The sequence below is a fragment of the Streptomyces sp. NPDC005784 genome (assembly GCF_042871525.1).
Lineage (GTDB): Bacteria > Actinomycetota > Actinomycetes > Streptomycetales > Streptomycetaceae > Streptomyces.
Genome location: NZ_JBIAIQ010000013.1, coordinates 205,248 through 228,372 on the forward strand (window position 1 = coordinate 205,248; position 23,125 = coordinate 228,372).

The window sequence follows — 23,125 nt, forward strand, 5'->3', positions numbered from 1 at the left end:
CCGGGATCCTCCGCAGCGGAGTCCTTCGAGCTGCCGGCCCCCGCACCGGAGCCCTTCGAACTGGCCGCCCCCGCAACGGACTTCGCCGAGACGCCGTCCGACTCCACGGCGACGACCGCGGCACCCGCCTTCGGGTCGGCCGAGTCGGCGCCCGCCTTCGGGTCTCCTGAGTCGGCTCCGGCCTTCGGGTCGGCCGAGCCGGCGCCCGCCTTCGGGTCTCCTGAGTCGGCGCCCGCCTTCGGGTCTCCTGAGTCGGCTCCGGCCTTCGGGTCGGCCGAGCCGGCGCCCGCCTTCGGGTCTCCTGAGTCGGCTTCTGTCTTCGGGGCTCCTGAGTCGGCCCCCAGTTCCGGTTCCGACTTCGTCGAGCCCGCCCCGGTTTCCCCGGAGGTGGCCGGAGCCCTCGACGAGCCGGCCCCCGGCTTCGGCGGGCCATCCACCCCCGTCGCAGACGAGACGGCCCCCAGTGCCGACGGGATGGTCCCTGGCGCAGCCGAGACAACCCCCCGCGCCGATGGGATGCTCCCTGGCGCAGGTGGGACAACCCCCCGCGCCGACGGGATGGTCCCTGGCGCAGCCGAGACAACCCCCCGCGCCGACGGGATGGTCCCCGGCGCAGACGGGGTGACCGCCCGCGCGGCCGGGACGGCCCCCGGTGTCACCGGGGCCGGTTCCCAGCCAGGCAAGGCGGGTGCGGAGCCCGCTCCGGCCGCGGAGCTCTCGTCGGGCACCGAGCCGGCTCCGGCGGCGGACCTGTCCGCAGGTTCGGCCGCCGACCTGTCCGCAGGTCCGGCCACCGACCCCTACGCCATCGGCCCCGACAGCCACGAGCGTGCCCCCGATGAGCACCCCCGGCTCACCGACAAGGGCCTGCCCAAACGGACGCCGAAGATCTCCGCTCCCGCCGCCGCCCCGCGGCCCCGCGTGGGCGGCGTGGACGCCGATGCCCTGCGCCGCAGGCTGGGCGGGTTCCACCGGGGCGCGATCGAAGGCCGTCGCGACGTGGAGGCGGAGATCGCCGACCGGACGGCGGAGACCCCCACGCCCGAAGGGCAGACCCCGTCGGTACCCGCACACGCACCTGCACCCGCACACGCGCCCGCAGGACCCGCGCCCACCGCGCACCAGATCGACGCACAGGACGTAGAAGCATCGGGGGGCACAGTCGAGGAGGCAAGCAGTTGACCGCGACCAGTACCTTCGGCCTGAGCAGTGAAGCTCGTAACCTGCACTGGCTGCTGACCAATCTCGTCGAGGAGGTGCCGGGCCTCCTGTCGGTCGCGGTCGTCTCCTCCGACGGGCTGCTGCTGCTCTCCTCCGACCCCGGCCGCAACGCCGAGGCGAGGACGGCCGAGAGCACCAGGCCGACCGGCCCCAAGGGCTCCGCGGCGGACCTCGCCACCATCGTCTCCGGCATCGGCAGCCTCACCATCGGCGCCGCCAAGCTGATGGACGGCGGCGGCGTGAAGCAGACCATGGTCGCGATGGACGAGGGCAGCCTCTTCGTCATGGCGATCAGTGACGGTTCGCTGCTCGGAGTGCACGGCTCCCCGGACTGCGACATGAGCGTGGTGGCGTACCACATGGCGCTCTTCGTCGGCCGGGCAGGACACGTCCTGACCCCCGAGCTGCGTATCGAGCTCCGAAAATCCCTCGAGGCCGACGCTCTCGGGAGCGCCTGATGACCGTAGCGAACGGCGTCCAGAAGCTCCCGGTGCGCGGCGGCGACCGCAAGCCCGCCCGCGTACGCCCCTACTCGCTCACCGGCGGACGTACGCGCTTCGGCCACGTCCTGCTGGTGGAGACCTTCGTGGCCGCGCTGGAGGCCCCGGAGGAGCGCAAGGAACTGACCAACGGATCGCTCACCCACCGGGTCATGCCGGAGATGCGGGCCATTGTCGAACTCTGCCGCCGGATGCGTACGGTGGCCGAGATCGCCGCCCTCCTCAGGATGCCGCTCGGAGTGGTCCGAGTGCTCCTGAGCGACCTGGCGGACCAGGGAAAGATCCGTGTGTACGGAACAGGTCACGGCCCGGGACAGCCGGACCGCGCTCTGCTGGAAAGGGTGCTGAGTGGACTCCGTCGTCTCTGACGCCGAACCTGGCGTCGCCCCCCTCCTCGACGAAGAGGAGAATCTGCAGGCCTGGCAGACGGACCGCACGCGCGCGCCGATCGCCACGAAGATCGTGGTGGCGGGCGGCTTCGGCGTCGGCAAGACCACCCTCGTCACGGCCGTCTCGGAGATCACGCCTCTCCAGACGGAGGCGCTGATGACCCAGGCCAGCGAGGAAACCGACGACCTCACGGGTACGCCGGAAAAGCTGACCACCACCGTGGCCATGGACTTCGGCCGCATCACGCTCGACGACGACCTGGTGCTCTACCTCTTCGGTACGCCGGGCCAGCAGCGGTTCTGGTTCATGTGGGACGACCTGGTACGCGGCGCGATCGGCGCGGTGGTCCTCGCCGACACCCGCCGCCTCTCGGACTGCTTCCCGGCGCTCGACTACTTCGAGAGCTGCGGACTGCCGTACGTCGTCGCCGTCAACCACTTCGACGGCAGCGACGAGTTCGAGCCGGACGACGTGCGCGAAGCCCTCACGGTGCCTTCACACATACCTGTCATGATCATGGACGCGCGCCGCCGGATCTCGGTCGTCGAGACCCTCCTCGCCCTGGTCGGCCACGCGCTCGAAGTCAGCCCCGAATAGGGACGCCTGAGTCCTAGGCCTAGGAGAAGCAACCCGCATGCGGAAGATACTCGTCGTCGGAGCCGGCCAGTCCGGACTCCAGCTCGCCCTCGGACTCCAGTCGAACGGGTACGAGGTCACCCTGATGTCGAACCGGACGGCGGACGAGATCCGTGCCGGCCGGGTCATGTCGACGCAGTGCATGTTCGACACGGCGCTCCAGCACGAGCGCGATCTCCAGCTGAACTTCTGGGAGTCCCAGGCCCCGAAGATCGAGGGGCTCGGCGTCTCGGTCGCGGTCCCCGGCTCCTTCGACCCCGGCCCCTCGCAGCGCGCCATCGACTGGGTCGGCAAGCTCGACGGGTACGCCCAGTCGGTCGACCAGCGGGTCAAGATGGCGGGCTGGATGGAGACGTTCGCGCAGCGCGGTGGCCAACTGGTCATCCACGGCGCGGCGGTCTCCGACCTCGACTACTTCTCCCGCGCGTACGACCTGGTCCTCGTCTCTGCGGGCAAGGGCGAACTCGTCGCGATGTTCGGCCGCGACGCCGCCCGTTCCCCGTACACCGAGCCGCAGCGCGCCCTCGCGGTGTCCTACGTCCACGGTCTTGGCCCGCGCCCGGAGCACCCCGACTACGACGCGGTCCGCTGCAACCTGGTCCCCGGCGTCGGCGAGCTGTTCATCATGCCGACCCTCACCACCTCGGGTCGCGCCGACATCCTTTTCTGGGAGGGCGTACCCGGCGGTCCGCTCGACGTCTTCAACGGCGTCAAGGACCCCGGTGAGCACCTCTCCCTGACCCTGGAACTCATGGAGCGGTTCACGCCCTGGGAGTACGCGCGGGCCACCAACGTCGAACTGACCGACGCGGGTGGCACGTTGTCCGGGCGGTACGCCCCCACCGTCCGCAACCCGATCGGCCGTCTCCCCGGCGGCGGGCTGGTCCTCGGCGTCGCCGACGTGGTCGTGGCCAACGACCCGATCACCGGTCAGGGCTCCAACTCGGCCTCCAAGTGCGCCGCCGCCTACCTCGCCTCGATCGTCGAGCAGGGCGACAAGCCCTTCGACGAGGAGTGGATGCAGGCGACGTTCGATCGCTACTGGGACACCGCGCAGCACGTCACCAAGTGGACCAACGCGATGCTGGGCGTCCCGCCGGAGCATGTGCTCAACCTGATCGGCGCGGCGGGCCAACTCCCGCCCGTCGCCGACCGGTTCGCCAACGGCTTCAACAACCCGGCCGACTTCGAGAACTTCTTCTTCGAGCCGGACAAGACGGCCGCCTACCTGGCGTCGGTCACCGGCGCGACCGAGGCGTAGCCCTCGTCGGTTCCTTCGGTGGCGTGTGCGGGGAGCTTCGGCGGCGTGTACTGCCGCAGGGGCTCTCCGTCCGGATCCGGGCGCACCGCGCCGAGGAGCGGGTTCGCCGCGATGGGGGACACCTTGATCGTCGCTCCGGGCCGCGGCGCCTGCACGACCATCCCGTCGCCCAGGTAGATGGCGACGTGCGTGGCCTCGGGGAAGTAGATCACCAGATCGCCGGGACGCAGCTTGCTCAGCGGGATTCTGGGGAGCTGGGCCCACTGCTCCTGGCTGGTGCGGGGGACGGGTCGGCCGGCCCGGTCCCAGGCCTGTGACGTCAGCCCCGAGCAGTCGTAGGCCGCCGGACCCTCCGCGCCCCACTCGTACGGCTTCCCGATCTGGTCGACGGCGTAGCGCAACGCCTCCTCGCCCTCCTGTGTGGGCGGCCGCGCGCTGCTGAGCGCGCCGGAGGCCATGACCTTCTTCTGCGCCGTGGCCGTCCCCGACTTCTCGAACCTGTCCAGTTCGGCGATCTGCTCGGCGGACAGCGAGGCGAGCAACTGCTGGACGTCGTCGAGCCGCTTGCGCACCGCGTCCCGCTCCTTCTTCTGCCGTTCGGCGAGGGAGAGCTGACCGTCCAGTGCCTTGCGGGCCGCACGCGCGAGCACGTCCGTGCGCCTCTCGCCGCCCGCGACCCGCCGCACGGTCTCGGCCCGCTCCAGCGACAGCTGACCGATCAGGTGCCCCTGGTCCAGGGCGTGCTGCGGATCCCGGGCGAGCAGGAGCTTCACGTACGTGGAGAGGTCGTCGCTGCTCTGGTACTGCTGCCGGGCCAGCCGCCCCGCTGCGCCGCGGCTGTCCTGCAGCGAGAGACGGGCCCTGGCGAGGCCGGCGTCGAGCCTGGCGACCTCGGCGCGCTGCTTCTTCAGTTTCTCGGCCGTGCCGTTGTACGTCTCGGTGGCGCGTTCGGCGTCCCGGTAGGCCCGCTGAAGATCCGTCAGCAACGAGGTCACGGACCGCTGGGCGTCGGACCCGGAACCCTGGCCGGGCTCCGGGGCGGCCGCGGCGGGTGTGGGCGAGAGCAGCACCCCGGCTGCCACCGCTCCCGTACACACCAGACGCAGAAGCCTTCCTGACACGTCATCACCTCCGGTACCGGGGTGGTCCGTCGACCACCCGTCTCGCACCGGCAGGATCGGCCCAGGGCGTCTCTCGCGCGCGCCGGGTGACCACTTCGGCCCAACAAGGTCACTCGTCGGCGTTGCCGTCCGGCGTGGTGCCGCCGCTGCCCCCGCGCTTGTGCGTGCCCGGGGACCAGGGCAACGTGAACCGGCGCCCCGACGCGTCGCCCTCGGGGTCGTACTCGTACTTCCACCCCTTGTGGAGCCCGAGCCGTTTGCTGGTGGCCGCCTGGACGCGCCGGTAGACCAGCACGGTGGGCCTGCCGCCGTCCGGGTCGGGCACCGGAATCCGGTACGTCTTCGGCGGGTGACCGGTGATCCCGAGCAGAACGGGCATCACACGCCCGTCCAGCGGGCCGCCGACAAAGGGGGTGTCTTCGCTCTTCACCGGACCAGTGTCACAGCAGGTGGGCCGCATCCTCGACAACGGGCAGCACCCGGCGGACCAGCGCCCCGGCGATGCCGTCGGCGCTCTCCATCGCGAGCGAGGCCCGGACCACCGCCGCGGTCTGCGGATCGCTCCCCGCGCTCGCCACGAGTGCCGCCACGAACTGCTCGACGAGCCAGTCCCGCAGCTCGTCCAGCGGCGGTTCCTTGTCCTCGTCGAGCCAGATCAGCGAGGCGGCCTCCACGGCCGTGATCCACATCCGTACGGTCATCCGCAGCCGGGGCCCGGGATCCTTCACCGCCAGATGATCGAGAATGTGCTCCGCCGCGGCCCTGCGGACCCCGTCGACTATGGCCGTGGTCCGAGAGGTCTCGATGACGCTCCCGCCCTGCAGCAGCGCGCTGAACCCGGCGTCGTGCTGGTCCACGAACGCGAGATACCGGTCGAGGGCCCGGGAGAGCCGCTCGGTGAGCGGCCCCTCCGGCGGCTCCGCGAAGCAGTGCTCCAGCTCGTCGGCGGCGGACCGCAGGGCAGCCTCGTACAACTGCTGCTTGCCGCCCGGGAAATACCGGTAGACGAGCGGCCGCGACACCCCGGCCGCCTCCGCCACATCGTCCAGCGAGACCTCCTCGGGCACCCGCTGGGCGAACAGGGACAGCGCGGCTTCGAGCAGCTGACTGCGCCGCTCCTCGACACTGAGCCGACGGTAGGCGGGGGTGGAAGCCTGCGAGGTCATGCCGGGCAGCGTAACCGCCTACCCACACGGCCCCCCGAACAACGCAGGACGGATACCACCTCGTCCACCGGACACATCCCCGTACAACCCGGACGCACAACGGCCCACCCGGCACGCGAGCCCCCAAGCCCCCCACGGAGCGACGGGCGAAGGACGGCCGGCCCGCTGATCGAGCCCCCACCCAGGGGCGGACGAGGAAGGTCCTGCCGGCACGCGAGCCCCCACTCAGGGGCGGACGAGGAAGGTCCTGCCGGCACGCGAGCCCTCACTCAGGGGCGGACGAGGGAGGTCCTGCCGGCACGCGAGCCCTCACTCAGGGGCGGACGAGGAAGGTCCTGCCGGCACGCGAGCCCCCACTCCGGGGCGGACGAGGGAGGTCCTGCCGGCACGCGAGCCCCCACGCAGCGGCAGCCGCCGGACAACGCGAGGGGACGTGCCGGTACATCGAATGCCCGCATCCGGGCGGATCACAATCCGCGACCACTTGGAACGCCGTTCGGATCCGTTCGGATGCGGGCGGATGTACCGGCGCGGCCCCGCCCGCCCCGGGACCTCGGCGCCCCGCCCGCCCCGGGACCTCGGCGCCCCAGCCGAGCCGGGCCCTGCCCCGAAACCTCAGCCGAGTCCGCAGCCGAGCCCGACACGACATGCAGGACCACCTCAGGCCAGCAGCCCCGACGCCTTCCACAGCCGCCGCCCCGCCCCCCGCAGCACCCCGATGTCGTCCAGGAAGTCCGTCAGCTTCCTGGCCCCGGTCTGCATCACGTCCCGCCGGTGCCCACTGGCCTTCACCTGGGCCAGGGCCTCGCGCTTGTCGAGTCCGACGTTCGTGTAGACCTCGGGGTTGACGAAGGCCACCGAGAAGACGCGGGCGAACTCGCCCGAGGTGATCCGGGTGAACTCCTGCGACCACCGCGGCGCGGAAACCATCTGCCGCCGCAACTCCTCCCGGGCGTAACGGACATGCCGCGCCTCCTCCACCACATGGATCCGCGTGACCCCCCGGACGAGGGTCTGCACCCGCTCGTCCGGGAACGTAAGCCGCTGCATCCAGTCGAGGATCTCCTCACCGAGCAGCGTGGCCGTGAAGGAACCCGGCGTGGTCGAGATGGTCTTGAACACCCGCCCGAGATTGAGATGCGCCCGGCTCACCGGGTAGTACGGGGTGCCCCCGCGCGTGATCAGCCGGGCGAACATCTTCGAGTGCCGGCACTCGTCCTCGATCTCGGTCAGCGCGTACCGCACATGCGCGCTCGTCGCCGCCTTGTCGTAGATGTGCCGCACCAACAGCTGCATCAGGATGATCTCGAACCAGATGCCCAGCGAGGCCAGCGCGGCCGCCTCGTGCTGGGACAGGGCGATCCGCTGCTCCTCGCTCATCCGCCGCCACAGCGGGGTGTCGTACAGCGACACCAGCTCGGGCGGCCAGAACCACTTGCCCTCCTCGAAGGGCGCGTCCCAGTCGAGCTCCTTGTCGGGGTCGAAGGAGTGCTTGGCGGAGGAGTCGAGGAGGCGCTCGGCCACCTGCTCCCGGTCCTTGAGCAGACCGAGCGCGTCACGGAGCACATCGGCTTCGGGCACCGTCGTCATGGCTGTTCCCACCTCGTCGTACGGGATCACTTCAGGGGTTACCGGCGGTCACCACTTATGAGACTGCTTGTCAGCAAGCTCGTCAATCCCCTGTGCCGGACTTGTTGACGACGTGTCTACTTCGTGTGAGTCTGCGAGATATGCCGACGCATGAGCTGTACGCCGCGGACTCGGGAGATCCCCTCTGGCAGATACCGGCCTCGGGGGCGGCCCGCTTCAACTGGGAGTACGACGACGGTCGTGACCGGCTGCTCGCCCTCTACCAGAAGGGCAAGGACAAGCAGTGGGACGGCCAGAAGCGCATCGACTGGGGCCTGGACGTCGACCCCGGCGATCCGCTCGGTACCCCCGACGAGGCGATGACCCTGTACGGCACCCCGTACTGGGCGAAGATGACCGACCGGGACAAGGCCGAACTGCGCAAGCACTACGCCTCCTGGCAGTTCAGCCAGTTCCTGCACGGCGAACAGGGCGCCATGATCTGCGCGGCGAGGATCGTCGAATCGGTCCCCGACCTGGACGCCAAGTTCTACTCGGCCACCCAGACCATGGACGAGGCCCGGCACGCGGAGGTCTACACCCGCTTCCTGCACGAGAAGATCGGCATGGTCTACCCGATCAACGACAACCTCCGGTCCCTTCTCGGCGACACCCTCCGCGACTCCCGCTGGGACATGCCCTACCTGGGCATGCAGGTCCTGATCGAGGGCCTGGCCCTGGCCGCCTTCGGGATGATCAGGGACACCACCGACAAGCCGCTGCCGAAGCAGATCCTGGCCTATGTGATGCAGGACGAGGCGCGCCATGTCGCCTTCGGCCGCATGGCCCTGCGCGACTACTACAAGCAGCTCTCCGACGCCGAACTCCGCGAACGCGAGGAATTCGTCATCGAGGGCTGCTACTTGATGCGGGACAGGCTGCGCGGCGTCGAGGTCCTGGAGAACTTCGGCATCCCCAAGGCGGAAGCCGAGGAGTTCAGCGAACAGTCCGAATTCCTGCACCTCTTCCGCCAGTTGCTCTTCAGCCGCATCGTCCCCTGCGTCAAGGACATCGGCCTGTGGGGCGAACGCCTCCAGCGGGCCTACGTGGACATGGGCGTCTTCGACATGGGCAACTCCAACCTGGACCTCCTGATGGCCCAGGACGAGGAGATCGCCGAACAACTGGACGCGCAGCGGTTCGCGACCGAGGAGCGGGAACGCCTGGCGGAGATCGAGGACATGATCGAAGAGGGCACAGCCCAGTAGGCGCCGGGTCTGCGAGCCCTGGGCCCCGTGACAACGGGGTCCAGGGGCGCCCTGCCCGCCCCCGCAAACGCGGCCGAAAACGCCTCGCCCGTACCGCACCCCGCCCGGCATCATCACCCCATGACCCAGCCGATCACCCCGAACCGCACGGCCGCCCGACGCAGTCTCGAAGGCCTGGCCCTCGGTGACGCGTTCGGGGAGCGCTGGTTCCCGCTCTTCAGAGACCGGCTCCAGGCCTACGAGGAGATCCGCGCCCGGCGCACCCCGCAGGAGCCCACCTGGCACTGGACGGACGACACGGCGATGGCGCTCGGTATCATCCGGGTCCTCGACGAGCACGGCGAGATCCGGCAGACCGAACTGGCCCAGACATTCGGGCTCGGCTACGACGCGGACCCGGCCCGCGGCTACGGCTACGGCATGCACGAACTCCTTCCCCGGCTGCTCCAGGAACCGCACCGCTGGCCGGAGTTGGCGCGCGGACTGTTCGACGGCGAGGGCAGCCTGGGCAACGGCGCGGCGATGCGGGTCGCTCCGCTCGGGGCGTGGTTCCACGCGAGTCTGCCGGCCGTCGCCGAGCAGGCCGCGCTGTCGGCCGAGGTGACGCACGCGCATCCGGAGGGCATCGCGGGCGCCGTCGCGGTGGCGACGGCCGCCGCGTTGTCCGCGCGAGGCGGGCAGGACCTCGCCGCCGTCGCGTCGGCGACCCCGCGGAGCGCCGTGCGGGACGGCCTCGAAAGGGCGGCCGACCTCCCCTTCTCGACCGCTCCGTGGAAGGCCTCGGACATCCTGGGCAACGGCGGGCGCATCCGGGCCGACGACACCGTTCCCTTCGCCGTCTGGTGCGCCGCCCGTCACCCCGACGATCTGACCGCGGCGCTCTGGAGCACCGCCGAGGGCTTCGGCGACGTCGACACGACCTGCGCGATCACCGGCGGAATCGTGGCCGCCCGCACCGGCGTCGACACGGTCGCCGCCGACTGGCTGCACCGCAGGGAAGCGGTGCCCGGGAGCGCCTAGGACCCTTCCGCCGTCCCCGGCGGGAACGACGTCCGCAAGGTGAACGCCTGCTGGGTGGGCCCGTGTTCGCGCAGATGCAGCAGTCGGGACTCGGCCTCCGGGACGGTGGGGCGATGGCCGGAGGGGACCCACCACAGTGTGGTCACCGCCTCCTCCAGGCGCTCGAAGAAATCACGGCGCCGCGCCATCAGCTCACGGTGTCGGCCCTGGTACATGAACGCCGTCAGCGCGTTCGTGTCGCGCCAGGTGGACATGTTGACGATCAGCCAGTCGTCGCCGAGGACGGGAACGTCCGTGGCGTTGCCGGAGTCGCTCTGCAGACGCCAGACGAATCCGTCCGCCGCGTCCGCGACGGCGTTCACGGGGTCGAGGGCTTCGACGAAGTCCTTCAACCGGGGTGAGTCCAAAGGTGCCTTGAGGCGGGCGACATTGACCTGTGCGAGCTCGTACGGGGCTGTCGACTCAGTCATGACCGAACGCTAGGTCGGCCGGGGCGACGGCCACACCCCCGTCTCACGCAGTGAGAGAACGCCCCCTCGCGTGCCCCCTCGCGCGGCCCCTCATCCACCCCCGGCCCACCCCTGACCCACCTCCCTCACGACCCCAGCACCGCCTCCATCACCGCCCGGGCGATCGGCCCCGCGAACCCGCCGCCGGTGATGTCCCCCCGGTCCGCCGCCGCGTCCTCGACGACGACCGCGACGGCCACCGCGGGCTGCATGGAGTCGTCGGCCCGGGCCCAGGAGATGAACCAGGCGTACGGAGTACCGGAGTTGCCGATGCCGTGCTGGGCGGTGCCGGTCTTTCCGCCGACGGTGGCGCCGGGGATGGCGGCCACGGTTCCCGTGCCCTTCTCCACCACGTCGGTCATCAGCTCGCGCATGTGCTGCGCCGTCGACGCGCTCATCGCCTGGTGGAGGGTCCGCGGGCCGGTCGTGGCCAGCGTCCTGCCACCCCGTGCGGTGGTCCGCTCCACCAGGTACGGCGTCCTGACCGTCCCGTCGCCCGCGACGACCGCCGAGATCATCGCCATCTGCAGCGGAGTCGCGCGGGTGTCGAACTGACCGATGGAGGAGAGCGCCAACTGCGCCTTGTCGAGACGCAGATCGAAGTTGCTGGGCGCCACCGAGAAGGGGATGCGCAGCTTGCGGTCGTTGAAGCCGAAGTTCGCCGCCGTCCTCGTCATGTCGTCGAGCCCGACGTCCACGCCCAGTTTCGCGAAGACCGTGTTGCAGGACCAGGTGAAGGCGTAGCGCAGGGAGGCGTCCTCGCAGCCCTCGATCTCGTTCGTGAGCCTCGTCGTGGTGCCGGGGAGCCGGTAGGGGTTCGGCGATGTGGTCGGCTCGTCCACGTCGTCCACCACGCCCGAGTCCAGCGCCGCCGCGGCGGTCAGCACCTTGAACGTCGACCCCGGCGGATACGTCTGCCGGATCGCCCGGTTGAGCATCGGCTTGTCGGCCTGCCCGTTCAGCCGCGCCCACGCTTCGGACACGGACGGCCCCGTCCCGGAGAGCCGCGCGGGATCGTACGACGGCGTGGAGACCAGTGCCAGGATCCGGCCGGTGGACGGCTCGATCGCAGCGACCGCGCCCCGGCGGCGGCCGAGCCCCTCATAAGCCGCGCGCTGCGCCGCCGAGTTGAGTGTGGTGACGACCTTTCCGCCGGGGTTCCGGGCCCGGGTGAGGCCGTTCAGCAGGGGGAACGGGTCGAGCATCGGGTCGGCGCCGGAGAGGACGCCGTCCTCGGTGCCCTCCAGCAGCGTCGCCCCGTACAGCTGCGAGGCGAAGCCGGTGACGGGCGCGTACAACGGGCCGTCCCGGTACGTCCGTTCGTAGCGGAGCTGCTCGCCGGTGTCCTTGGAGCCGGTGACCGTCCGGCCGTCCACGACGATGTCGCCGCGCGGCTGTCCGTAACGGGCGATGGCCAGACGGCGGTTGGCGGGGTTGTGGTCGTACGACGGAGCCTGGACGACCTGGACGCGGGCGGCGTTGACCAGGAGGGCCACCAGCAGCACGGCGCACAGTCCGATGGCCCGGCGGATGTACTTGGTCATGGCGCCGGTGTCCCGTCGTACTGACCGCGGGCGCAGTCGCTGATCCGGATCAGCAGCGCCACGATGATCCAGTTGGTGACGACCGAGGAGCCGCCCTGCGCGAGGAAGGGCATCGCCATGCCGGTCAGCGGGATCAGGCCGGTCACGCCGCCCGCGATGACGAACACCTGGAGGGCCACGATCGAGGCGAGGCCGATCGCGAGCAGCCGGCCGAAGGGGTCGCGCAGTGCCAGGCCCGCGCGGTAGCCGCGTTCCACGAGGAGGGCGTAGAGGACGAAGATCGCGGACAGACCGATCAGCCCGAGCTCCTCACCCGCGGTCGCCAGGATGAAGTCGGACTTGGCGGCGAAGCCGATCAGGATCGAGTGCCCGAGCCCGAGGCCGGTGCCGAGCAGGCCGCCGGCGGCGAACGCGAAGAGGGACTGGGCGAGTTGGTTGGGGCCCTGGCCCGCGGTGATCGAGGCGAAGGGGTCCAGCCAGTCCTGCACCCGGCTGTGCACATGCGGTTCGAGACGGCCGACGGCGACCGCGCCGACACAGGCCAGCAGCAGCCCCACCGCGGTCCAGCCGGTGCGGCCGGTGGCGACGTAGAGCAGGATCACGAACAGGCCGAAGAAGAGCAGCGAGGTTCCGAGGTCCCGCTCCAGGACCAGGACCAGGACGCTCAGCAGCCAGATCGCGACGATCGGGCCGAGTACGCGGCCGGTGGGCAGCTGGAGCCACCGGAACCGCCAGATCTGGCGGCCGCTGTAGGCGAGCGCGTTGCGGTTGGCGGCGAGGTAGCCGGCGAAGAAGACCGCGAGCAGCACCTTCGCGAACTCGCCCGGCTGGATCGAGAATCCGGCGATCCGGATCCAGATGCGGGCGCCGTTCACCGCCGGGAAGAAGATCGGCAGGACGAGCAGGGCGAGCGCGCCGACCACCGAGACGTAGGTGTAGCGCTGGAGGACGCGGTGGTCGCGCAGGAAGAGCACGACGACGATGAAGAACGCGACGCCGAGTGTCGACCAGATGAGTTGGATGGGCGCCGCCTGGTCGGCCGGGGTCTCCAGGTCGAGCCGGTAGATCAGCACCAGGCCCAGGCCGTTGAGGAGGACGGCGATGGGCAGCAGCAGGGGATCGGCGTACGGGGCCCTCAGGCGCACGGCGACATGGGCGAGCAGCGCGAGCACGCCGAGCCCGGCGCCGTAACCGGCGGCGCCGGGCGGGACGGTGCCGTTCCTGGCCAGACCGACAGCGCAGTAGCCGTACACGCAGAGCAGGACGGCGACGACGATGAGAGTGAGCTCGATGCCCCGGCGCCTGGGCAGGCGTTCGGCGGGAGGGGCCGGGTCCGCCGCCACGGCCGTTCCGGACATTCCGGGCTGGATCATGTCCGGAACGTAGCAAGCGGGCGACCCGATGTCCCGTTGTGTGATGACGGACAGGCCGGTCCGGTCCGGTTCGTTCTCGGGGGTGTCAGCACCAGCGGGGGGACGGGCCGATGTTGTCGATGAAGCGCGCGGCGCCCCAGGCCCAGGTGCCGTCCGTGAGGAGGTACCAGAGCGGGTTGCCCTCGACGGTCTGGCCCGGCGTCTTGCAGAAGATGGAGACGATCTCGCCCTGCCGCGCCACCCGGATCAGCTGGCTGCCGCGGGTCGGGGAGCTGCGCAGGGCCAGCCCGCCGCGGGCGGTGATCCTGCCCTGGTACAGACGCGGGTTGTTCTGGCCGAGGCCGTCGCCCCTGCCGTTCCCGTTCGCCGGCTCACGCCCGTCACCACCGCCACCGCCGTTGTTCCACGTGTGACTGTCACCGCCGCCCCCGTTGTTCCACGTCTGGCCGCTGTCACCGCCGTCGCCGCCCCCACCGCTGCCCTGCTCGCGGCCGTCGCTGCCGCCCCCGCCCCCGCCATTGCTCCATTGGTGACTGTCGGCGCCGCCACCGTTGCTCCACTGCTGATTGTCACTGCTTCCGGTGCCGCCCTCTCCGTCGGCGAGGGCGGGGGTGGCACCGGCGAGGGCGACAAGGCTGCCGGCGGCGAGGGCCATACCGATTCGGGTGTATGTGGACCGCAGGGACATGGAGGGCTCCTCCAGAAAGGGGGCGAACCTGACTTACCGCCAGATTAGGATCGGGAGCCTGGGAGCGCAGGTCACACTCCGCCATCGGAGCTGCCCGGCTCCTCCCGCCCGCGCTGAGGCAGCGTCAGCGTCGCCACCGTTCCGCCGTCCGGGGCGTCGGCGAACGCCGGACGCGCGCCCAGGACCTCCGCCTGGCCGGGCGTGACGGTCAGGCCGCCTCGCCGTAGTCGATCGCGGGCGTCGACGGGCGGCAACCGCGGCCACAGCCCGGTCGGGCCGACGGCGGAGGGAATGCCCCCGACGGCTCGGCTCGGCTCGACTCGACTCGGATCCTGCTCCCTTATTCCGCGAGTTCTTCGAGGAGACGTGCCGTCGTGAGCCCGGCCCGCAGGTACTCCACGAACAGCTCGTTGTGCAGCGCCCAGGGCGAGCGCCGGGCCCTGATCAGCCGTATCGCGTCCTCGGCGGTGTGCCCCGCCAGCGTGAGCGCGTGCGCGACGACCAGTCCCGAGCGGTTGTACCCGTGATAGCAGCGGACGAGCACCCGGCGCCCGTCCTCCAGCGCGTCGTCGGCGGCCCGCGCGAGCCGCATGACCCCCGTCAGCTGCGTACCGTCCAACGGCCCGTCCGGTATCGGCCACACATGGTGCTCGACCCCCGGGTCGGGCCCGTACCCAGGCAGTCGCAGAAGCGTCAGGACAAGGTCGAACTCATCGTGTACGACGGCGGATTCGGGCTGCCCCGAACGCCCCGCGAACTCATGGCCGCCCATCCACAGGCCGGGCACGATCTCACTCCACGGGCTGTCCGGGGCCGGAACATCCGGATACCTTCTACGAGTCCGCAACGGCGCCTCCCACCCAACTCCCCCAACTCCTGCCAAAGGTAACCGGGTTCTTGCCCCTGGAGCACCCCGCCTGTTCCCATGGTCATGGGGTGATGGTGCATGAACGGACTGCGCGTCGTACCGGCCTGGCGGCACGGACAGGAGCGCCTGTACGTGTGCCTGACCGACGGGAGAAGCGTCGCCTGGTACGACCGTGAGACAGCCAGGGTCAATCTGCTCAGCGAGGACCGGCGCGAGGACGTGCTCGATGTGCTGGGCCCGTTCCTGACCGGCCCGGTGACCGTCGGGCCGCCGCCCGTGCCGACCCCGGCCGAACTGGCCCGTCTGACCCTTCACCCGGACGACGACCTCGCGCCGAACCGGCCCGGCGAGGCCCTGGTGATCGACCTCGACCGTGACCCGGGTCCGGCGCACCGGCTGCGCCCCGACCCGCGCCGCCGCGCGCTCGCCGCCGAGCAGGCCGTCGGCGCGGCCCTCGACCAGCTGGAGGGAGGCGGCTGGCACACCCTGCACTCGGTCGCGCTCCCCGGCGGCGACCGCATCCACCATCTGGTGATCGGCCCGGCCGGCCTCTTCTGCGTACACGCTCTGTACGCCCGCAAGCAGCGCGTCCTGGTCGCCGACCCGATGGTCACCGTCGGCCGCCGCGAACCGCGCCCGCTGCTCCGCCGGGTCCGCGCCGACGCCGGCCGCGCGTCCCATGCCCTGACGGCCGAGGTCCACGCGGTCCTCGCCGTGGTCGGCCCCGCCCGCCTCGACACACCGGCGCCCCCGCGCGAGGTCCGCGTCCTGCGGGACACCGACCTCGCGGGCCTCGCCCGGCGCGGCGGGGTGCTCAAGCCGGCGGACGTCGAGGCCCTGCACGCGATGGCCCGCGACCGGCACACCTGGCTGCGGTTGTGAAGGTGAACCGGGTGCTGCCCGCCCGCGCCCTTGGCCGCGCCGTTCAGGGCAGCGGGCTCGCGCCCTGGTGCTCATGGCAGCGGACCCGCGAGCTCCGGGTCGAACAGCGGGGCCAGCAGGTCCCCGAAGTCCTGCACGCGGGGCGCGATGTCCGGTGCCCGAAAGACCAGCCGGTCCGGCGACCCGCACCCCTCGACCTCCTCCCACGTCACGGGCGCCGAGACCGTCGGCTCCGTCCGCGCCCGTAGCGTGTAGGGAGTGGCGGTCGTCTTGCGACCGGCGTTCTGGCTCCAGTCGACGAACACCTTTCCGGGCCGCAGGCTCCGCGTCATCCGGTGCACGACCTGGCGGGGCAGCGCCTTCTCCGCCTCCACGGCCAGCTCCTTCGCGTACGCGCTGACGTCGGCGGACGGCGTCGGCGCGACGGCGGCCAGCAGGTGCAGCCCCTTCGACCCGGACGACTTCGCGTACGCCTCGATCCCGTCGCCGGCCAGCCGCTCGCGCAGCCACAACGCCACCTCGCAGCACTCCACGACCGTCGCCGGCGCCCCCGGATCGAGGTCGAAGACGATCCGGTCGGCGATCCCGGGCGTGCCGATCGTCCACTGCGGCGTATGGAACTCCGTCACAAGGTTCGCCGCCCATATGAGTGAGGCCAGGTCCTGGACGAGGACCATGCGCGCGGGCCCCTCGGTGCGCGGGACCTCGGCCGTGGTGACCCAGGCGGGCGTACCGGGCGGCACGTTCTTGGTGAAGAAGAGCTGCCCTTCCGGCCCGTCGGGGTAGCGCAGGAAGGAGACCGGCCGGTCCCGCAGATGGGGGAGCAGCACGTCCGCGACCGTGGCGTAGTAGTGCAGCACCTCGCCCTTGGTGAAGCCGGTGGCCGGATGCAGGACCTTGTCGAGATTGGTGAGCGCGAGCCTTCTGCCCTCCACCTCCGTGATCGGCGTCATACCATGACAATCCCACGAAAACGGCACAAAATCGCTAAAAGTGATCGGAAGGGTGCTGCACGTGCGATCCATCTGGAACGGCGCCATCTCCTTCGGCCTGGTGAGCATCCCCATCAAGGTCGTGAACGCCACGGAGAGCCATGCGATCTCCTTCCGCCAGATCCACCTCGACGACGGCGGCCGCATCCGCTACCGCAAGGTCTGCGAGCTGGAGGACAGCGAGGTCTCGACCGCGGAGATCGGGAAGGCGTACGAGGACGCGGACGGCACGCTGATCCCGATCACGGACGAGGACCTGGCCTCGCTGCCCATCCCGACCGCCCGGACCATCGAGATCGTGGCCTTCGTCCCGGCGGACCGGATCGACCCGCTCCAGATGGACACGGCGTACTACCTGGCCGCGAACGGCGTCCCGGCCGCCAAACCGTACGTCCTGCTGCGCGAGGCCCTCAAACGCAGCCAGAAGGTCGCCGTGGCGAAGTTCGCGCTGCGCGGGCGGGAGCGGCTCGGCATGCTGCGCGTCGTCGACGACGTCATCGCCATGCACGGCCTGCTCTGGCCGGACGAGATCCGCGCCACCGACGAGGTCGCCCCGGACGCTGCCGTCACGGTCCGCGACAAGGAACTCGACCTGGCCGACGCCCTGATGGACACCCTCGGCGAGGTCGACCTCGAAGACCTGCACGACGACTACCGCGAGGCCGTCGAGGAACTCGTCACCGCCAAGGCCGAGGGGCACGAGGCACCCGCCGCGCCCTCCGGGGAGAAGACCGGTGGCAAGGTGCTGGACCTGATGGCGGCCCTGGAAAAGAGCGTGCGCTCGGCCAAGGAGTCGCGGGGCGAGGGGGCCGCGGAGGCCACCGGGACCGGTGGTGAGGACGCCGAGGTCACCCCGCTGCCTGCCCGCAAGACCGCCGCCCGCCGGTCGACCGGTACGGCGCCGAAGGAAGTCGGCGGGAAGAAGTCGACGTCCACGGCGAAGAAGCCGGCGGCCAAGAAGGCCGCGGCGAAGAAGTCGACCGCGAGGAAGTCGACCGCGAAGACAGCCGCCAAGACGACCGGCAGGACCGCCGCGAAGTCGGCCGGGGGCACGGCAGCCTCCCCGGCGGCGGCCAAGAAGACCGCCGCCAAGAAGACGCCCACGAAGAAGACGGCCCCGCGCAAACGGGCGTCCGCCTGACCGATGCCCTGAACTCGTGTGCCGGCCCGGGAGACGGAGGGGTACGCCGCCCCGGTCTCCCGGGCCTTCCCGCGGGGACCGGCGATGGGCGGGCTGCTGCCCCTCACGCCCGGCGTCCCGGCACTGTGCCGATCCCCGGCGGGAAGGCCCCATGCGGGCGGTGCGGGCGGGCTGATGGCCGAACTCACCTTAATTACAAGGTGGTTGGCGGGAGGGGGGCCCACATCGCGGAACGGGACGCGGCATGACTACGCCACACTGGAGGACAAGAAGGGACCGAGGCGGGAGACGCCGGGGGAGCCCGCGGCGACTGCGGTGCGCGGACATCGCCCGTGACGTCCCCCGGCCGGCCGGGGCGATGCGAGGCGCCCGAGGGGCAGGAGCGATGCGAGGAGTTGCTCGGGATGCCAGGACGATACGAGTGGCCGGCAACGCCGGGACGATGCGCGCAACTGCGCGAGCCCCCCGGCCGTCGCCCCAGCCGCCGACCAGGGCACGGCCGATGAGCGCGCCGCCGCCCGTGACACTCGTCCATGCCTGCCTGCGCGACGGCGCGGGCGGAAGCCCCACCGCCGTGGTGCTGGAGGAAGCGCATCTGAACCTGAGCGACGCGGAACGGCGCCGGGTGCCGGTGGAGGCGGGCACCTCGCACGCCGTCTACGTCCGCCTGCACCCGGGCGAGACCCGCGAACCGACGGTGGACCTGCGCTTCTTCACCGCGGAGGGAGAGTTGCCGGCCTGCGGCCACGGGACGGTCGCCGCGCTGGCGTACCTCGCGCACCACGCGCCGCGGAACGGTGCCCCGGAGCCCTACCGAGCCACCCTCCGGACAGCGAGGCGAGTCTTCGACGGCTGGTCCGAACCGCGTGGGGCGCACCTCGCCGCCGCGTTCGATCCCGGCCCCGTGGCCCTGCGCGAACCGACCGAAGCCGAGCGCGCCCTCGCCCTGCCCGCCCTGGGCGTGGTGCAGGACGAGTCCGGCCCGGACTCGTCCGGCCGCGACGTACGTGTGGCGGCGATGGGAAGGGAGCGGCTCCTGGTCCCCGTTCCCGACCGCGCGGCGCTCGCCGCACTGACCCCGGACCTCGACCGGCTCCGCGCCGCCTGCGACCGGTTCGGGCTGCTGGGCGCGTACGTCTACTCCCCGCCGTCACTCTCCGGCTCCCTGGCGGCCCGCATGTTCGCACCGTCGATCGGCGTCCCGGAGGACATCGCCAACGCCAACAGCAGCGCCTGCCTGGCCGCGCACCTGGTCGGCCGGGGCATCGCCCAGCTCACCATCGACATGGGCGACGCACTGGGCAGCCCCGCCACCATCACAGCCACGGCCCACTCCGGCACCCGGGGACCACGAATCCAACTGGGCGGAACGGCAAGCGTCGACCACGAGAGGAACACGCCGGGGGTCTGACGAGAGCACGCGTTCCGGCCGGCCGTGCCGGGCCCGGCTTTGCGAAGCCCTTTCGCCGCCGCCGGCGCTCCTACCGCCCTACCGCGCCGCTACCTCGATCCGTGCCGTGTTGTTCTCCGGGAGGGGATCTCCCTCCCGGTACATCGTGGTGACGGACCCGGGCCGCAGGTCCCGCGACGAGTCGTACGAGCCCGGGCGTCAGCCCTCGTCGCCAGACAACCCCACGGCGACGCAGTCCGCAGACACCCCGATGCGCGCCCCCGGTGAGATCCCCCGGCGTGTTGACGCCGAGGTCAGGAACAGCCCTACGACACAAGGGGGATGCAACGTTATGCGGCATGCCGCCCGGTAGTCACCGGCGGTCACCGATAGTCATTGAGCCGGCGCCGCGGATCGTACGCTCGGATCAACCTGCTGTCCCCTTTTCTCCTCGGCCTGCGCATCACTATCGCGATAGCCGTTCCGAACGAGAATCCGAGCAACGCGGCCTGCTGTACGCGGAGTGGATGCACGGCTGCGCCGACGCCCCCGGTACGCCACCGGAGGCGGGCAGGCCCGGGACGGTCTCCCTCGTTCAGGAGATGTGCGACAGCCCTTGCGGTACCTCGCCGGGGCCGCTGTCGGCGCAGTCGCCGGTGCCGAGTGTGTTGGCGATGGTGTAGGCGGTCTTCATGTCGGCGTTGAGGTCGTCGATGGTCTTGTTCGTCGTGGTGATCGCCGTGGTGAGGTGGGCCTCGGCTGTGGCGATGGCCGTGCCGGCGTCGGGCAGTGCGGGCAGCCCGTCGGCAGTGAGGGCCGCCTGCGCGTCCTTCAGGTCGGTGATCCTGGAGCGCAGTTGCTTGATGCCCTGCTGCTCCTGGTCGACGTCGTAGCTGGCCGTGCTCGTGACGTCGTAGCCGACGACGTACTCCGCGTCGTAACCGACGACGTACTCCACGTTGTAGCAGTCCTCGCCGTTGCCGCCCTTGGCGTCTTTGCGCAACTGGGCCAGGTCCTTGACGGCCGTCGTGAGGTCACCGCGCACCGACTTGGCGTTGGTGAAGGCGCGGTTGGAGTCCCGGAGGGTGGCGAGCGCCTCCTTGGCGGCCCTCTGGTCCGCTGCCCGCGCGCTGGCCTGGGCGCCGGCACGCGCCGTCTGCTGGTCCTGCTGCTGCGCGCTGTGCTCAGCCTGCGCATCTTCAGTCCAGCCGCCTTGCACCAGTGCGCTGCACACGTTCTGCCCGAATATCTGGGCGTTGGTGTCGCGGACCACGACCACGAGGCCCCCCTTCTGCACGGCGCACACCTCGGGCACGATTCCCTGTGCGGCGACGGCCTGCGTGGTCCAGAAGTCACCGCCCTGAGACAGAGACGAGGCCAGGCTGCGGCACTCGTCCGCCGGATCGGATGCCCCACCGCTGCGTACCTCGGCGCGGGCGGCGTGCCCGTACAGGTGGATCGTGCAGGCACCCTCTGCCGCGGCTGCGGTGCTGCTCGCGGCCGGCATCGGCGAGGAGAGCGGACCGACATCCGGCGCGGCAACCGGTGCGGGTGTCGACGCGCAGGCCGAGAGGAAAGTGCCACAACTGGCCACGACCACGGCGACGACGCCTGATCTCATCGAGTGCTCTCCTCGCGAAGTACCTGTGAAGAAGGTGTGTTGGGGCTGTACTCTCCCACCGTTTTCTGACGCCGCGACACCAATGGGCACACTGGCGCATGCGCATTCTGGTTGGACCGGGCGCGGGGCCTTGGCTTGGGCATTCGTGCTGAGGGCAGCCATCGTCCGTGCGTCGGTACAGCCGGGGCGTACGCGCCTGTGCGTCAGCCACGGACCGCACGCCCATACGCCGGTTCTCGGCAAGAGACAGAGGCGCGTGTGACGGCCATGCTGACTACTTCCATCCAGTTCGCTTGGATTCGACAGAGAGAGGATCCGAGGATCACTACGACTTGATCAAGGCACGCCAGGGCATCGCGCCCGGCACGCCCGACGAGGAGATCACCTCTGACGTGTGGGGCCTTCCGGACGGCGAACGGCCGCCGCCGATCGTGCTGTTCGTCGACGAGGTGGCCGAACTCTTCCTCGTGGCAAGCCGCAAGGACGAGGAACGACGCGGGGGACGGTGACCCAATGGGAAGGCAACGGACGGACTCGGGGGAGACCCATGACTACCGTGGTCTGAAGAACCGGCCCGCTGATGACGTTCGGCGGGTGCCCATCCCGCCCACCCGTCACCGTGCTCCGCGAACACCTGGCCACCTTCGGCACGGCGGACGACGGGCGGCTCGTCTTCAGTGAGAAGGGTTCCGTCGTTCCGTCCTCGACGTACCACCGCGTGTGGCAGGAGGCCCGGCTCCCGGCCCTTCCGCCGGCCGCCGCGACTTCGCCGCTCGCGAGCCGCCCGTACGACCTTCGTCACTCGGCCCTGTCGACGTGGCTCAACGCGGGCGTCGACCCTACAGAGGTGGCCGAGCACGTCGGCAATAGCGTCGAGGTCCTGCTGACCCGCTACGCGAGGTGTCTCGACGGAAGGCAGGACGTCGCCAACCGGCGCATCGAGGACCTGCTTCGCGAGCACGAGTGACTGAGGGCACGATCCTGCCGTCACCATCTTCGTACCCACCCGCCGCCCATCAGCCTTCGGCCTGCGAAACCGCCGCTGCTGCGCTCGCCCGCGCGCCGACCGCGCATGCCCACTGGGACGCGTTGGAAGCCGTGGCTGTCGCGTCGATACCCGGTTGCCGGTCCTGCGTTTGCCGCGAATGACAGGTTGTGGGCCCACGGAAAACTGGTCCTGGTCACTGAAAGTGATCAATTGATTACGCGCTGCGATCTGGAGAAGAAATGCTCAGACGTCAACTCAGCGCCGTGGCCTTGGCTGTGCCGATTGTGGCTGTGCTCGGCATGGGAAGCAGGGCAAGCGCGGAGCCCCAGGTGTCCATCCCGTGTGATGTCAGCGCGCTCAACAACGCGATCGTCGCCGCGAACAACAACACCGGGCCGCACACCATTCGGCTCGCGCCCAAATGCGTCTACAACGTCACGACTCCGGCGTCGACCGGGGGGCTCGGCGCCAACGCCCTGCCGCAGATCACGGGCACCGTCACCCTGCTGGGTCAGAACACCACCATCCGACGGGACCCCGACGTTGCCCGATGGCTTCCGCATCGCGGAGATCGACGGTCCCAATGGGCACCTGACCGTCGACGGTGTCACAGCGACCGGTGGCGGCTACCTCGACTACGCCGGCACCTACCTGCCCACCGACGGAGCGACGCTCATCCTCCGGCGCAGCGTCGTGACCAACAGCACGGCGAACAACGGAGGCGCCGTCTACGTCAACCAGGGCAGCACCCTCGAAGTCCATGACAGCGATCTGCGGGACAGCGCGGCACAGCAGGGAGGCGCCATCTACAACGGGCCGCGCAGCACCACCCTGCTCGACAACACCAAAGTGGAGCGGAACCAGGCTACGCAATTAGAAGTCTGAGGCGCCCCGAGGTTCTCGGACAGCGGTCCCCATAGGATTGAAGTCCAGAACGGTGGAGAGAGCACGTGGCACAGAAGCGTAGGAAGTTCAGT

22 protein-coding genes and 3 pseudogenes are annotated in these 23,125 nt (G+C 70.7%); 13 read left to right on the plus strand and 12 right to left on the minus strand.

All coding sequences use genetic code 11. The annotated features are described in order from the left end of the window. Positions 1–437: pseudogene (locus tag ACFYR3_RS22310) on the minus strand (hypothetical protein); the annotation flags it as partial. A gap of 184 nt (positions 438–621) precedes the next feature. Between ACFYR3_RS22310 and ACFYR3_RS22315 the strand changes: the two are divergent. From ACFYR3_RS22315 to ACFYR3_RS22335, 5 genes are read left to right on the plus strand one after another with little or no spacing between them, the layout of a single operon-like run. Next, positions 622–1,182 carry a hypothetical protein gene (locus ACFYR3_RS22315; protein WP_389284468.1) on the plus strand — a complete coding sequence of 187 codons (561 nt, stop codon included), beginning with the start codon at positions 622–624 and terminating at the stop codon, positions 1,180–1,182. Then, positions 1,179–1,679 carry a roadblock/LC7 domain-containing protein gene (locus tag ACFYR3_RS22320; protein ID WP_355844472.1) on the plus strand — a complete coding sequence of 167 codons (501 nt, stop codon included), beginning with the start codon at positions 1,179–1,181 and terminating at the stop codon, positions 1,677–1,679. The genes ACFYR3_RS22315 and ACFYR3_RS22320 overlap by 4 nt, the downstream gene beginning before the upstream one ends. Next, a complete protein-coding gene (locus ACFYR3_RS22325) occupies positions 1,679–2,089 on the plus strand; it encodes a DUF742 domain-containing protein (RefSeq protein WP_355844469.1) in 411 nt (136 codons plus the stop codon). The genes ACFYR3_RS22320 and ACFYR3_RS22325 overlap by 1 nt, the downstream gene beginning before the upstream one ends. Continuing rightward, positions 2,070–2,708, plus strand: a complete 639-nt coding sequence (locus ACFYR3_RS22330) for an ATP/GTP-binding protein (protein WP_355844466.1) — start codon at positions 2,070–2,072, stop codon at positions 2,706–2,708. The genes ACFYR3_RS22325 and ACFYR3_RS22330 overlap by 20 nt, the downstream gene beginning before the upstream one ends. Before the next feature lie 37 nt (positions 2,709–2,745). After that, entirely contained in the window at positions 2,746–4,008 is a 1,263-nt protein-coding gene (locus ACFYR3_RS22335) for a styrene monooxygenase/indole monooxygenase family protein (protein WP_355844463.1), read from the plus strand. Here ACFYR3_RS22335 and ACFYR3_RS22340 read toward each other — a convergent pair. The 4 genes from ACFYR3_RS22340 to ACFYR3_RS22355 form a co-directional block, all read right to left on the minus strand. Next, on the minus strand, positions 3,972–5,129 hold the full coding sequence (locus ACFYR3_RS22340; protein ID WP_389284471.1) for an NlpC/P60 family protein: 1,158 nt from the start codon (positions 5,127–5,129) through the stop codon (positions 3,972–3,974). The two genes, ACFYR3_RS22335 and ACFYR3_RS22340, sit on opposite strands and share 37 nt — an antisense overlap. A 109-nt stretch (positions 5,130–5,238) precedes the next feature. Continuing rightward, positions 5,239–5,559 carry a hypothetical protein gene (locus ACFYR3_RS22345; RefSeq protein ID WP_355844457.1) on the minus strand — a complete coding sequence of 107 codons (321 nt, stop codon included), beginning with the start codon at positions 5,557–5,559 and terminating at the stop codon, positions 5,239–5,241. A 10-nt stretch (positions 5,560–5,569) separates the two neighbouring features. Continuing rightward, positions 5,570–6,295 carry a TetR/AcrR family transcriptional regulator gene (locus ACFYR3_RS22350; protein WP_356786293.1) on the minus strand — a complete coding sequence of 242 codons (726 nt, stop codon included), beginning with the start codon at positions 6,293–6,295 and terminating at the stop codon, positions 5,570–5,572. Positions 6,296–6,955: 660 nt separating this feature from the next. Beyond that, the gene (locus ACFYR3_RS22355; RefSeq protein WP_389284473.1) at positions 6,956–7,885 is read right to left on the minus strand and encodes a diiron oxygenase; all 930 of its coding nucleotides are present in this window, start codon (positions 7,883–7,885) and stop codon (positions 6,956–6,958) included. A gap of 140 nt (positions 7,886–8,025) precedes the next feature. On the opposite strand from ACFYR3_RS22355, the gene ACFYR3_RS22360 reads away from it, so the two are divergent. Further along, a complete protein-coding gene (locus tag ACFYR3_RS22360) occupies positions 8,026–9,132 on the plus strand; it encodes a ferritin-like domain-containing protein (protein WP_355844448.1) in 1,107 nt (368 codons plus the stop codon). Positions 9,133–9,252: 120 nt separating this feature from the next. After that, positions 9,253–10,152, plus strand: a complete 900-nt coding sequence (locus tag ACFYR3_RS22365) for an ADP-ribosylglycohydrolase family protein (RefSeq protein ID WP_355844445.1) — start codon at positions 9,253–9,255, stop codon at positions 10,150–10,152. Here ACFYR3_RS22365 and ACFYR3_RS22370 read toward each other — a convergent pair. From ACFYR3_RS22370 to ACFYR3_RS22390, 5 genes are all read right to left on the minus strand, one after another. Further along, a complete protein-coding gene (locus ACFYR3_RS22370; RefSeq protein ID WP_355844442.1) occupies positions 10,149–10,622 on the minus strand; it encodes a DUF3291 domain-containing protein in 474 nt (157 codons plus the stop codon). The genes ACFYR3_RS22365 and ACFYR3_RS22370 overlap by 4 nt on opposite strands. A gap of 125 nt (positions 10,623–10,747) precedes the next feature. Continuing rightward, positions 10,748–12,205 (minus strand): penicillin-binding transpeptidase domain-containing protein, encoded by a 1,458-nt coding sequence (locus tag ACFYR3_RS22375; RefSeq protein ID WP_389284476.1) that lies wholly within the window; start codon positions 12,203–12,205, stop codon positions 10,748–10,750. Beyond that, entirely contained in the window at positions 12,202–13,578 is a 1,377-nt protein-coding gene (locus ACFYR3_RS22380; protein ID WP_355844436.1) for an FtsW/RodA/SpoVE family cell cycle protein, read from the minus strand. Before ACFYR3_RS22380 ends, ACFYR3_RS22375 begins: the two co-directional genes overlap by 4 nt. Positions 13,579–13,663: 85 nt before the next feature. Further along, the gene (locus ACFYR3_RS22385; RefSeq protein ID WP_355844433.1) at positions 13,664–14,266 is read right to left on the minus strand and encodes an SH3 domain-containing protein; all 603 of its coding nucleotides are present in this window, start codon (positions 14,264–14,266) and stop codon (positions 13,664–13,666) included. Between the two features lie 340 nt (positions 14,267–14,606). After that, positions 14,607–15,113 (minus strand): dual specificity protein phosphatase family protein, encoded by a 507-nt coding sequence (locus ACFYR3_RS22390; protein WP_355844430.1) that lies wholly within the window; start codon positions 15,111–15,113, stop codon positions 14,607–14,609. A 99-nt stretch (positions 15,114–15,212) separates the two neighbouring features. Between ACFYR3_RS22390 and ACFYR3_RS22395 the strand changes: the two genes are divergently transcribed. Continuing rightward, positions 15,213–16,016: a nuclease-related domain-containing protein gene (locus tag ACFYR3_RS22395; RefSeq protein WP_389284479.1), complete on the plus strand. Its 804-nt coding sequence runs from the start codon at positions 15,213–15,215 to the stop codon at positions 16,014–16,016. A 71-nt stretch (positions 16,017–16,087) separates the two neighbouring features. Here the strand turns inward: ACFYR3_RS22395 and ligD are convergent, their stop codons facing one another. Then, complete coding sequence (ligD, locus tag ACFYR3_RS22400; protein ID WP_355844424.1) at positions 16,088–16,969, minus strand: non-homologous end-joining DNA ligase; 882 nt, start codon at positions 16,967–16,969, stop codon at positions 16,088–16,090. A 52-nt stretch (positions 16,970–17,021) separates the two neighbouring features. Here ligD and ACFYR3_RS22405 point away from each other — a divergent pair, with 52 nt between their 5' ends. Together ACFYR3_RS22405 and ACFYR3_RS22410 are read left to right on the plus strand one after the other, a co-directional pair. Beyond that, positions 17,022–18,149: a Ku protein gene (locus ACFYR3_RS22405; protein ID WP_355844421.1), complete on the plus strand. Its 1,128-nt coding sequence runs from the start codon at positions 17,022–17,024 to the stop codon at positions 18,147–18,149. A gap of 502 nt (positions 18,150–18,651) precedes the next feature. Then, positions 18,652–19,560 (plus strand): PhzF family phenazine biosynthesis protein, encoded by a 909-nt coding sequence (locus tag ACFYR3_RS22410; protein ID WP_389284481.1) that lies wholly within the window; start codon positions 18,652–18,654, stop codon positions 19,558–19,560. Between the two features lie 574 nt (positions 19,561–20,134). On the opposite strand, the gene ACFYR3_RS22415 is transcribed toward ACFYR3_RS22410, so the two are convergent. Then, on the minus strand, positions 20,135–21,160 hold the full coding sequence (locus ACFYR3_RS22415) for a hypothetical protein (protein ID WP_389284483.1): 1,026 nt from the start codon (positions 21,158–21,160) through the stop codon (positions 20,135–20,137). Between the two features lie 317 nt (positions 21,161–21,477). On the opposite strand from ACFYR3_RS22415, the pseudogene ACFYR3_RS22420 reads away from it, so the two are divergent. The 3 genes and pseudogenes from ACFYR3_RS22420 to ACFYR3_RS22430 all read left to right on the plus strand — a co-directional run. Then, positions 21,478–21,657 (plus strand): annotated as a pseudogene (locus ACFYR3_RS22420) (conjugal transfer protein TraS); the annotation flags it as partial. Between the two features lie 16 nt (positions 21,658–21,673). After that, positions 21,674–22,127: pseudogene (locus tag ACFYR3_RS22425) on the plus strand (site-specific integrase); the annotation flags it as partial. A gap of 564 nt (positions 22,128–22,691) precedes the next feature. Further along, positions 22,692–23,033, plus strand: coding sequence for a hypothetical protein (locus tag ACFYR3_RS22430; protein ID WP_389284485.1), 342 nt, complete (start codon positions 22,692–22,694; stop codon positions 23,031–23,033). Positions 23,034–23,125 lie beyond the last annotated feature (92 nt).

Excerpts from the sequence above, each read along its gene's own strand:
- ACFYR3_RS22325 (WP_355844469.1), top strand. The coding sequence starts at position 1,679 with ATGACCGTAGCGAACGGCGTCCAGAAGCTCCCGGTGCGCGGCGGCGAC.
- ACFYR3_RS22335 (WP_355844463.1), top strand. The coding sequence starts at position 2,746 with ATGCGGAAGATACTCGTCGTCGGAGCCGGCCAGTCCGGACTCCAGCTC.
- ACFYR3_RS22350 (WP_356786293.1), bottom strand. The coding sequence starts at position 6,295 with ATGACCTCGCAGGCTTCCACCCCCGCCTACCGTCGGCTCAGTGTCGAG.
- ACFYR3_RS22355 (WP_389284473.1), bottom strand. The coding sequence starts at position 7,885 with ATGACGACGGTGCCCGAAGCCGATGTGCTCCGTGACGCGCTCGGTCTG.
- ACFYR3_RS22360 (WP_355844448.1), top strand. The coding sequence starts at position 8,026 with ATGCCGACGCATGAGCTGTACGCCGCGGACTCGGGAGATCCCCTCTGG.
- ACFYR3_RS22365 (WP_355844445.1), top strand. The coding sequence starts at position 9,253 with ATGACCCAGCCGATCACCCCGAACCGCACGGCCGCCCGACGCAGTCTC.
- ACFYR3_RS22370 (WP_355844442.1), bottom strand. The coding sequence starts at position 10,622 with ATGACTGAGTCGACAGCCCCGTACGAGCTCGCACAGGTCAATGTCGCC.
- ACFYR3_RS22375 (WP_389284476.1), bottom strand. The coding sequence starts at position 12,205 with ATGACCAAGTACATCCGCCGGGCCATCGGACTGTGCGCCGTGCTGCTG.
- ACFYR3_RS22380 (WP_355844436.1), bottom strand. The coding sequence starts at position 13,578 with ATGATCCAGCCCGGAATGTCCGGAACGGCCGTGGCGGCGGACCCGGCC.
- ACFYR3_RS22385 (WP_355844433.1), bottom strand. The coding sequence starts at position 14,266 with ATGTCCCTGCGGTCCACATACACCCGAATCGGTATGGCCCTCGCCGCC.
- ACFYR3_RS22395 (WP_389284479.1), top strand. The coding sequence starts at position 15,213 with ATGAACGGACTGCGCGTCGTACCGGCCTGGCGGCACGGACAGGAGCGC.
- ligD (WP_355844424.1), bottom strand. The coding sequence starts at position 16,969 with ATGACGCCGATCACGGAGGTGGAGGGCAGAAGGCTCGCGCTCACCAAT.
- ACFYR3_RS22410 (WP_389284481.1), top strand. The coding sequence starts at position 18,652 with ATGAGCGCGCCGCCGCCCGTGACACTCGTCCATGCCTGCCTGCGCGAC.
- ACFYR3_RS22415 (WP_389284483.1), bottom strand. The coding sequence starts at position 21,160 with ATGAGATCAGGCGTCGTCGCCGTGGTCGTGGCCAGTTGTGGCACTTTC.